The organism is Streptomyces sp. NPDC051976, from assembly GCF_040680795.1.
Taxonomy (GTDB): Bacteria; Actinomycetota; Actinomycetes; order Streptomycetales; family Streptomycetaceae; genus Actinacidiphila.
Genome location: NZ_JBFAXL010000010.1, coordinates 226,574 through 236,281 on the forward strand (window position 1 = coordinate 226,574; position 9,708 = coordinate 236,281).

Genomic DNA, 9,708 nt, shown 5'->3' on the forward strand with positions numbered 1-9,708 from the left:
CGACCGGTGTTCAGCAGGTGTAGCCGCCGTCGACGGCGATGGTCTGGCCGGTGATGAAGCCCGCCGCGGGGGAGATGAGGAAGCCCACGACGCCGAGCACGTCCTCGACGGTGCCCAGCCGGGCCAGGGGGGTACGCCGGACGACCCGGCGGCGCTGGTCCTCGCTCATCCCGGCGGTCATCTCGCTGTCGAAGTAGCCGGGAGCCACGCTCACCACCCGCACCCCCGCGGGCCCCACCTCCTTGGCCAGGCTCCGGGTGAAGCCGTCCAGGGCGGCTTTGGCGGCGCTGTAGACGGCCACACCGGTCTGGCCGCGCAGGGCGTTGATCGACGAGATGTTGACGACCACACCGCGGCGGCGCGCCAGCATCGGTTTGAGGCAGGCGCGGGTGAGCAGCACCGGCAGGGTCAGGTCGACATGCAGGGCCTCCTCGATGGCGGACGGCGCGGTGAGCGTCAGCAGCCCTTCGAGCCCCACGCCCGCGTTGTTGACCAGGACGTCCACCCGCCGGTGCGCCCGGATCACCTCGCGTGCGAACGCCTCGACCGCCACCGGGTCCCCGCCGTCCACCGCGGACCACATCAGGGTCTCCTCGCCGACGGCCTTGCGCAGCTCCGCGAGGTCGGCGGACTCGCTCCGGCTGAAGGTCGCCACCCGGTGGCCCCGGTCGAGCAGGTCCTTCACCAGCGCGAAGCCCAGCCCCCTGCTGCCGCCGCTGACCACGGCCACCGGCCGGTCGTCCCCGGTCGTGCTCACGCGATGCCTCCTCGGCGCTTGAACCGGCCGCTGTACAGGGGTCCTTCGGACACCCTGAAGACGGCGGGTGACTTGTGCGGGGCGAGCTGCCCGGCGCACAGGGCGCGCAGCCGCCGCCCGAGCTCTCTGGGGTCCTCGGGTGCCACCAGCTCCACGGTCGCCACGACGACCTGCCCCGTGACGGGGTTGGGCTTGCCCTCGACCACCACGTCCCTGACGTTGTCCGCGCCGAGCAGCACGTTCTCCACCTCGGCCGGATGGACCTTCTCGCCGCCCACGTTGATCAGGCTCGACGCCCGCCCGATCACCCGCAGCGCGCCGTCCTCACCGGTCTCGACGGCGTCCCCGGTGTTCAGCCAGCCGTCCGCGTCGAAGGGGTCGGGGGCGTTGAGGTAACCGAGCATCGCGGTGGGCGACTTGATCCACAGGACGCCGTCGACGATCCGCAGCTCGAACCCGTGCCCGCCCACGTCCATCCGCAGCGAGTCGGAGGCGCGCGACCGGGTGGGCAGGATGCCGGTCTCCGTCAGCCCGTACGTCTGCTTCAGCCGCACTCCGGGGAACTCCTTCGCCAGATGCGCGAGCGTCACCTCGCGCATCGGCTCGGTGCCGTAGCTGATCAGCTCCAGCGACGACAGATCGGCCTCACGGTGCGCCCCCGACATCAGCAGCATGGTGAGGAACGACGGTGTGGTGGGCAGCAGTTGGGCGCGGTGCTCCGCGACGGCCGCGCAGATCCGCTCCGGGGTACGGCGTGGCTCGGTGACCAGGGTGCCGCCCGAAGTGAGGGTCCGCAGCAGCGTGTTGACCCCGCCGATGTGGTCGGGGCCCATGAACTGCACGGTACGCAGCGGCCGCGCGCCACCGTCCCGCATCGGGGCCAGCAGCCGGGTCAGCGACAGCAGCGCGGCCTTCGCCTCGCCGGTCGAGCCGGAGGAGAAGAGCACCAGGCCCGCGTCACCGCAGTCCCGCAGCTCCGCCAGCCGTACGGGCAGCGGCGTATCGGGCGGCGCGACCTCGCTCACCGTCCACACGTCGGCGGAGAGGAACTCCACGACCCGGGTGACATGGGCGGTCGCCAGCCGGGACGGCCGCGCGGCGACCGGGGGATCGGCCGGCGCCAGCGGTACGACGGTCCCGCCGCGCAGCGCCAACGCCAGGAACAGCGCGGCCAGGCCCGGGGTGGTGTCCCCGACGACGGAGACGGTCTCGCCCCGGGCCACTCCCATCTCGCCGAGCCGCTCACCCCAGTCGTCGACCCGCCGTGCGAGCTGGGCGTACGTCGCCGCACCGCCGTAGCCGCACAGCGCCTCCCGGTCGCCGAACCCGGCGAGTCGTTCCCGCAGCCAGTGCATGGTCTCCTTCTCCACAGTCCGGTGTCCCTACAGTCCGATCCGGTGCGCCCGTACGTGGTCGGCGTCGGCCAGCAGCCGGCGGTCGGTCTTTCCCGAGCCGGTGCGCGGCAGCTCGGTGAACCGGTCGTATCCGGTGGGCACCAGGTAGGGCGGCAGCCGTGCGGCGAGGTAGTCGCGCAGGCCCTCGCGGGTCAGGTCCTCCCCGGTGACGGCGGCCCGGAGCGTGGCCAGCGCGGTGCCCGGCCGGTGCACGGTGACCGCGCACTCGCGGACGCCCGGGGCCCGCTGCAGCACGCTCTCGACCTCGGTGACGTCGATCCTGATGCCCCGGATCTTGACCTGGGTGTCCCGGCGGCCTAGGAAGTCCAGCTGCCCGTCGGGCAGCCAGCGGACGATGTCGCCGGTGTCGTACATCCGGCCGCCGGGGTTGCCGTACTCCGGCGGGAAGCCGCGCGCGGTCAGTTCCGGCGCGCCCAGGTAGCCGCGGGCCACGCACTCACCCGCCAGGTGCAGGGTGCCGAACGCGCCGACGGGCAGCGGGTTGCCGTACCGCAGGACGTAGGCGCGCACGTTGTCGATGGGCGCGCCGATCGGGATCCGGCCGGGCTCCGGCCGCTGGGCGCAGTCGTGGCTGGTGACGTCCACGGTCGCCTCGGTCGGGCCGTAGAGGTTGACCAGCGTCGCCTTGCCCGCGAACAGCTCGCCGAACTCCACCGCGGAGGCGCGGGTGAGGCTCTCGCCGCTGGAGAAGAGCCAGCGCAGCGCGTGCAGCCGCGGCGCGTCGGCGGTGGACCGCAGATGGGCCAGGAAGGCGGTGAGCAGGGACGGGACGAAGTGCAGCGCGGTGACGCCCTCGCGCTCCGCGGTCTCCACGATCGCCAGCGGGAAGCGTTCCCTGCCGGGCGCGAGCAGATGCATCCGGCTGCCGACGAGCGTCCACCAGAACAGCTCCCACACCGACACGTCGAAGATCACCGGCGTCTTCTGCAGCAGGGTGTCGCCGGGGCCGAGGGGGTAGCGGCGCTGCATCCACGCCAGCCGGTTGACCACCGCCCGGTGCTCCACCATGACGCCCTTGGGGGAGCCGGTGGAGCCGGAGGTGAAGAGCACATACGCCAGGTCGCGGGGGGAGGTGACCGGTAGCGGCCCGGTCGCCTCGGGGAAGCAGGCCGGGTCCCGCAGGTCCCACAGCGGCACCCCGAAGTCCACGGAGGTGTCCGAGGCGGTCAGCACGACCCCGGCCCCGCTGTACTCCACCAGGTGCCGGTGCCGCATCGCCGGTGCCTGCGGGTCGAGCGGCACATACGCCCGGCCCGACTTGAGCACGGCGAAGAGCGCCACCGGCAGCCAGACGGTCCGCTCGGCCAGCACCGCCACCATGCCCCGCCCGGCGGGCAGTTCGGCGGCCAGCCGGGACGCGAGCGCGTCACTCAGGTCGTCCAGCTCGCGGTAGCTGAGCGACCGCTCGTCCGTGCTGACGGCGACGGCGTCCGGGGTCGCCCGCGCCTGGGCGCGCAGCAGGCCGTGCAGGGTGGTGCCGGAGGGGAAGTCCCTGGCGGTGTCGTTGAAGCCGGCCAGCACCTCGTCGCGGTCCCGCGGGTCGAGCGGCGGGTAGCCGGCCACCGGGCGGGACGGGTCCCGCAGGATCTGGTCCAGTACGGTCGCCCAGATCCGCGCGGTCGCCTCCGCGGTCAGCGCGTCGGGGTGGTCCACCCGTATCGCGTCGGCGGCGGGTTCCAGGTGGTAGAGGGGACCGTCCTCACCGGGAGCGGGAGTGGACTCCGGGCACGGGGTGATGCGCTCGGCGAGCGCGGTGACGGGCTCGTCGGGGTCGACGTCCACCGCGAACTCGGCGCCGAGCGCCGCGAACCGGCTGGTGCGGTCGGTGCCGGTGTAGTGGACGGCGATGGCGGCGGCGGCCAGCGCCAACGCCCGTATCCGTTCCGGTTCTTGTGAACGCGCCTCGGCGGTGTGCCCTTCGAGGCGGCCGTGTGCGGTCGCCATCATCCGCTCCGGCGGGCGGAGTTGGCCAGCCGGGGCGCGAGCATGCGCTCCAGGATCTGGGTGGTGCCCTCCAGGATGTTCAGCACCTTGGCGTCCCGGTAGGCGCGGGCGGTGTCCCCGGACTCCAGCACCCCCGACGAGGCGAGGATCTGCACGGCCTGGGCGCTGTGCTCCTCCAGGACACGGCAGGCGAAGTACTTGGCGGTGAGCACCCGGTCGGTCGCGGCCGGGTCGCCGGAGGCCAGTGCCCGCGACGCGGTCAGGCACAGATGGCGGGCGGCCTCCAGATCGGTGCCCATCCGGGTCACCAGGGACTGGATCTGCCCGTGCTCGATGAGCGGGCGGCCGAAGGCGTGGCGGTCCAGCGCATGCCCGGACGAGGCACGGAACACCTCGTGCAGCATCCCGGTGGCCATCCAGGCCACGGCGTGCCGTCCGTGCTCCAGCGCCAGGGGCACCAGCACCGCCAGCCCGAAGCCGTCCCGGCCGACCAGTGCGGACGGGCCGATCTCGCAGTCGTGGAAGTCCAGTTGGCCCAGCGCCGCCGCGCGCAGGCCCAGCACGTCACCCATCGGCGTGAAGGTGAGTCCGGGGTGGTCCCGGTCGACCAGGCAGGCGGTCGAGCGCCCCGCGCGCTGGGCGAACACCAGGAAAACGTCGGCCTGTCCGCCGAAGGTGATGAAGACCTTGCGGCCGTTGAGCAGCAGCCGCCCGTCGCGCTCCTCCAGGACGGTCTCCATCCCGGACAGATCGCTGCCGCCCCCCGGCTCGGTCATCGCGATGGCGGCCAGCCGGCTGCCGTCCGCCAACGAGGGGAGTACGTCGCGCTGTTGCTCGGCGGTGCCCCAGCGGGCCACCACCTCGGCGGCCATGTGGTGCACATTGACCAGGGAGGCCAGCGACGCGCTGACCCGGCCCGCCGCCTCGTACAGCAGGCCGGTCCGCACGGGGTCCCAGCCGCCGCCTCCGCTCGCGGCGGGCAGGGCGGCGCCGGTCAGCCGCTGTTCCCGGCACCAGCGCACGACCGTTTCCGGCAGGCGGCCGTCCCGGTCCCAGCCGGCCGCGTCGGGGCGCCACCGGGCGAGGTCCTTCACGAGCGAGGCGTGATGCGCCGCCTCGTCGGCGGTCAGCAGGTGTTCCACGATGAGGGGCCCGTCTTCCGTCCTGTCGTCCGTTCTTTGCCTCAGGCGTGAATCTGCTTCTGCAGCACGAAATCCACGACCTTGTTCACGGTGGAGAAATTCGCCAGGTCGAGGTCGTCGACGAGGACCTTGATCTCGAACCTGCTCTCCAGGAAGCCGATGAGCTGGATCACGAAGAGCGAATTGACCCGGCCGGTGTCGAACATGTCCTCGTCCGGGTCGGGCGCCGGGCCGGGATCGTGCTGGGCGAGGAAGTCGAGTACCACCTGGGCGATTTCGTCGTGCGCCGGAGTTGTCATGCCCTCTTCCCTGTGTTCGACGGAGTGCTCGCGGCCGACCGGTCCGGCGAGCCGCCGTTCCGGCCGTTGCGGCCGTACTGTCCGTACTGGTAGAAACCCGCGCCCGCCTTTCGCCCGAGACGGCCCTGCGCCATCATCGAGCGCAGCAGGCCGCTGGCCTGGAAACGCGGGTCCTGATAGCTGTCGTAAAGGCTGTCGAGCGTCAGCGTGACTGTGTCGACGCCGATCAGGTCGATGGTCTCCAGCGGGCCCATCCGGTGCCCGAAGCACTTCTTGAAGATGGTGTCGACGACCTGGGGATCGAGGCCCTCGTCCTCGATCAGCCGGGCGGCCTCGTTGAAGAACAGATGGGACACGCGGTTGCTGACGAAGCCGGGAAAGTCGCCGACGACGACGCCTTCCTTGCCGAGCGCCGACAGCAGGCCGGTCACCTGGGCCAGGCACGCGTCCGAGGTGTCCGCGCCGCGCATCACCTCGACCGTGTCCTTGAGGTAGGAGGGGTTCATGAAATGGACCCCGACGACCAGTTCCGGCCTGCTGGTGAGGGCGGCGAGCCGCCCGATGCCGATACTGGAGGTGTTCACGCCGATCGCCACGCCGGGCGGCAGCACCTCGTCGAGGGCCCGGTAGACCCGCTCCTTGACCTCCCACCGCTCGCTGACGTTCTCGACGACGAACTCGCAGTCCCGCAGGGCCGACAGCTCCCCGGTGAAGTCGATCGCGGCGAGGGCCTCGTCCGGACTCACCCGGGGCAGCGCGCGCCGCAGCATCGGCCCGAAGTGCGCGGCCTCGGCGACGACTTCACGGGTACGGTCGAGCGCCGCCGGGTCGGTGTCCACGAGCACGACACGGAAGCCGTGCAGCACCAGGTCGGCGCAGACCGTGCTCCCGATGGCCCCGGCGCCCAGCACGCCGATCACCCGCTTGTCCTCACTCACGTCCCCGTCTTCCCTTCCGTCACACCGAACCCAGTGCTGCGCCCCACTGCCGCCTCCTGTTCCTCGCCGGTGGTGATGTGTGCTGCCGTGTCACGCCGCGATCCGTGGTGGCGCCACGCGATGCCGTCGCCCCGCGGTGCCGCACGCGGTGCCGCGCCGTTGCCGGCGCGGTCCGTGGATGCGGCCACGCCCGGTCAGCCGGTCAACAGCCGCCCTGACAACACTCTGTTACGGGCTCCGGCGCGCTCGCGTGGCGCGAGCCCCTTGGACTCCAGCAGCGCGTCGAGCACCCCGAGCGCCCGGTCCACGTCCGCGACCGCCGGCGCGGGCCGCTCCCGCAGCAGCTCCAGCTCCCGGTAGCGCTCCACCACGGCCGTGTGGCCCGCGAGCGCTCCGCCGTCACGGGTGAGGGTGCGGGTGCTCACCGCGGTACGCAGGCAGGCGTCGAGGATCCGCGGGTAGTCCTCCTCGGCCACCCGCAGGGCGGCCGCCAGCTCCCCCTCACCGCTGAGGCGGTCGTAGGGCAGCACGCGCAGTGCGGGGACGGTCTTCTCGGCCAGGAAGCCCAGCACCGCGCCGGGCCCGAACTCCACTGCCTGGCCCACGCCTTCGTCGGCCAGGGCGCGCTGCACCCCGACCCACCGCACGGGCTCCACGAGCTGCCGCACCAGCAACTCGGCGCTCCGCTCACCCCCTTGGTGCCGCTCGCCGTCCACACCGGAGAGCACCGGCACCGACGGGGGCCGGACGGGGATCTCGGTGAACAGCTCCGCCATCGCCTCGGCCGCCGGGCGCATCAGCGGGCTGTGGTACGGCCCTTCCAGTCGCAGCGGGTACACCAGGGCGCCGCGCGCCTCCAGTTCGCGCGCGGCGGCGTTCACGTCGGTGGTGTCGCCCGAGATGGCGACCTGCCGGGGGGCGTCGTAGGCGGAGACGTGCACCCGGGCGCCGTCCTCCCGGGCGGCCGCGCAGATCGCCCGGACGACGTCCGCCTCCAGGTTGATGACCCACATCATGGTGCCCGTGAGGGCGTCCGACGCCTGGCGGATGAGCTGGGCCCGGCGGCGTACCAGCCGGATGGCGTCGGGGAGGTCGAAAGCCTCCGCGCAGCAAAGCGCGGTGTATTCACCGAGACTGTGTCCCGCGCAGAAGGATATGGGGAGCGAGGTTTCCTGCCGGAATACCCGGAACATCGCAACGCCGGTCACCAGAACCGCGAGTTGGCTCTCCTCCTGGCGCTTCAGCCGGGCCTTGTGACCGGGGTCGTAGATGACGTCCGCCCAGTCGTCGCCCAATACCGCGGCCGCCTCGTCGAGGGTGTCCCGGTACGCCTTGTGACGGTCTCTGAGAGCGGCGCCCATTCCGGTGTACTGGGCGCCCACGCCCGGGAACACGGCCGCAATCATCGGGGTTAATCCCGTCATTACATCCCCCCGTTTGCAGCCGCCCGGCGATCCCCCGTGGACCGATCCTTGTACGTGCGCAAGGAGGGCGGCTTTCCTGCCTGGTCCCAACCGAACATGCCATAGCACGCACAGGAAGGCAAGGAAACAAAGGATCTCGCGTGGAACGTGCGGATCGTGCCGCAATCGTCCGGTTTACGGTGCCGTAGGCGGTGCCGCTGGAAATGGTCGCCGCGGCGGCGCGGAACGGGGACGGCGGAACGCGGGTTCCGCATGGGGCCGCTTCCGCGGGGGAGAGTTCCTGGTGCGCCGACATTCGGCGGGAAATCAGCGATGCTGGCCGATAACGGACCACACTTTTGGGTGACGTTTGACTTCGACAGAGTGCGCTGGCAGGGTCTAAGGTTCGTGACCGATCCGAACGCGCAATCCACCGTCACCGCCGAACCCGCCGAGTTAAGCGCACCGTCTTCTCAACGGCTTTGGCGCAACCGCGATTTCGTCCTTCTCATGGGCGCGGACACGGTGAGCCAGATCGGCACCCAGGTCACCCTTATCGCCTTACCCGTCACCGCCCTGGTGACGCTGGACGCCAGTCCATTCCAGATCGGAATGCTCACCGCCGTCGAAATGATGGCCTTCCTGGTTCTCGGGCTGCCCGTCGGCGTCTGGGTCGACCGGATGCGCCGCCGCCCCATCCAGGTCGTCAGCGACCTGGTGCGCGCGGTGGCGCTGCTGTCCGTCCCGGTCGCCTGGGGCTTGGACGCGCTCACCCTGTGGCAGTTGTTCGCGGTGGCGGCCGTCGTCGGTGTGGGGACGGTGTTCTTCGACGTCGCCCACATGAGCTATCTGCCGACCGTGGTGAAGGGTGAGCATCTGACGGGCGGCGCGGGGGCGTTGGAGAGCGTCTACCAGGTCTCCAAGCTCGGCGGGCCGGGCCTGGGCGGACTGCTGGTGCAACTGCTGCGCGCGCCCGCCGCGTTGGTCGTCGACGGCGTCAGCTATCTGCTCTCCGCCCTGCTGCTGGGGCGGATCGGCGCCGTGGAGGAGCCGCCGGAGCGCACCGGGCACGAGAGGCTGCGGGTGCAGGTCGCCGAGGGGCTGCGCTGCGTCGCGGGCAACAGGATCATCCGGCTCACCGCCGCGAACGGCGCGCTCACCATGCTGTTCTTCGGCGCCTGGAGCGCGATCAGCGTGGTGTTCGTCATCCGCGAACTCGGCGTCTCCCCGGGGGTGTACGGCCTGCTGCTGATCGGCGTCTCCGTCGGGGGGACGCTCGGCGCGGTGGCCGCCGCGCGGATCGTCGGGAGGATCGGAACCGGGCGCACCATGTGGTGGGCGTCGCTGCTGTCGATTCCCGCGATCGCGGTCATCCCGTTCACCGGCGCGGGTTGGGCGCTGGGCTTCTTCGTCCTGGGCGCCGGGGTCTTCGAGTTGTTCAGCAGCGTCTTCAACGTGGCGCAGTTCAGCTACCGGATGGCCGTACTGCCGCAGCATCTGCACGGCCGGGTCAACGCAACGATGCGCTTCCTGATGTGGGGGGCGACGCCGATCGGCGCCCTGTCCGGAGGCGCGCTGCTGGAGGGCATCGGGGCGCGGCACACGCTGTGGGTGTGCGCGGCCGGGTTCGTCCTGCCGCAGTTGCTGGTGCTCGTCACGCCGGGCCTGCGGGCGCTGCCCGAGCCCGCGGCCACCGCCTGAGGGAAGCGACGACGGGGCCACGGGCGGGAGGGCCGGTGGGGGCGCGGGGGGCGCGCGGGGCCCCCCCGGCGCCGCGCCGGAGCCCGTTGGGGGGGGGGGACAAAGGGGA

Annotated in this window: 8 protein-coding genes; 1 reads left to right on the top strand and 7 read right to left on the bottom strand. The window is 72.0% G+C overall.

Annotated features, from left to right (window positions below; genetic code table 11):
- Window positions 1-10: 10 nt before the first annotated feature.
- The 7 genes from AB0M29_RS14185 to AB0M29_RS14215 form a co-directional block, all read right to left on the bottom strand.
- A complete protein-coding gene (locus tag AB0M29_RS14185) occupies window positions 11-757 on the bottom strand; it encodes an SDR family oxidoreductase (RefSeq protein WP_365382521.1) in 747 nt (248 codons plus the stop codon).
- Window positions 754-2,127, bottom strand: a complete 1,374-nt coding sequence (locus AB0M29_RS14190) for a fatty acid--CoA ligase family protein (RefSeq protein WP_365382522.1) — start codon at window positions 2,125-2,127, stop codon at window positions 754-756. The genes AB0M29_RS14185 and AB0M29_RS14190 overlap by 4 nt, the downstream gene beginning before the upstream one ends.
- A gap of 12 nt (window positions 2,128-2,139) precedes the next feature.
- On the bottom strand, window positions 2,140-4,116 hold the full coding sequence (locus tag AB0M29_RS14195) for an amino acid adenylation domain-containing protein (RefSeq protein WP_365382523.1): 1,977 nt from the start codon (window positions 4,114-4,116) through the stop codon (window positions 2,140-2,142).
- Window positions 4,116-5,258, bottom strand: a complete 1,143-nt coding sequence (locus AB0M29_RS14200) for an acyl-CoA dehydrogenase family protein (protein ID WP_365382524.1) — start codon at window positions 5,256-5,258, stop codon at window positions 4,116-4,118. The genes AB0M29_RS14195 and AB0M29_RS14200 overlap by 1 nt, the downstream gene beginning before the upstream one ends.
- A gap of 41 nt (window positions 5,259-5,299) precedes the next feature.
- Window positions 5,300-5,557, bottom strand: coding sequence for a phosphopantetheine-binding protein (locus AB0M29_RS14205; RefSeq protein ID WP_365382525.1), 258 nt, complete (start codon window positions 5,555-5,557; stop codon window positions 5,300-5,302).
- The gene (locus tag AB0M29_RS14210) at window positions 5,554-6,495 is read right to left on the bottom strand and encodes a 3-hydroxyacyl-CoA dehydrogenase family protein (RefSeq protein WP_365382526.1); all 942 of its coding nucleotides are present in this window, start codon (window positions 6,493-6,495) and stop codon (window positions 5,554-5,556) included. The genes AB0M29_RS14205 and AB0M29_RS14210 overlap by 4 nt, the downstream gene beginning before the upstream one ends.
- 194 nt (window positions 6,496-6,689) lie before the next feature.
- Entirely contained in the window at window positions 6,690-7,901 is a 1,212-nt protein-coding gene (locus tag AB0M29_RS14215; RefSeq protein ID WP_365382527.1) for an ACP S-malonyltransferase, read from the bottom strand.
- Between the two features lie 330 nt (window positions 7,902-8,231).
- On the opposite strand from AB0M29_RS14215, the gene AB0M29_RS14220 reads away from it, so the two are divergent.
- Entirely contained in the window at window positions 8,232-9,599 is a 1,368-nt protein-coding gene (locus AB0M29_RS14220; protein WP_365382528.1) for an MFS transporter, read from the top strand.
- Window positions 9,600-9,708 lie beyond the last annotated feature (109 nt).

Bases quoted from the DNA above. Each gene is read 5' to 3' on its own strand.
- AB0M29_RS14195 (WP_365382523.1), bottom strand. From the start codon at position 4,116: ATGGCGACCGCACACGGCCGCCTCGAAGGGCACACCGCCGAGGCGCGT.
- AB0M29_RS14205 (WP_365382525.1), bottom strand. From the start codon at position 5,557: ATGACAACTCCGGCGCACGACGAAATCGCCCAGGTGGTACTCGACTTC.
- AB0M29_RS14215 (WP_365382527.1), bottom strand. From the start codon at position 7,901: ATGATTGCGGCCGTGTTCCCGGGCGTGGGCGCCCAGTACACCGGAATG.
- AB0M29_RS14220 (WP_365382528.1), top strand. From the start codon at position 8,232: ATGCTGGCCGATAACGGACCACACTTTTGGGTGACGTTTGACTTCGAC.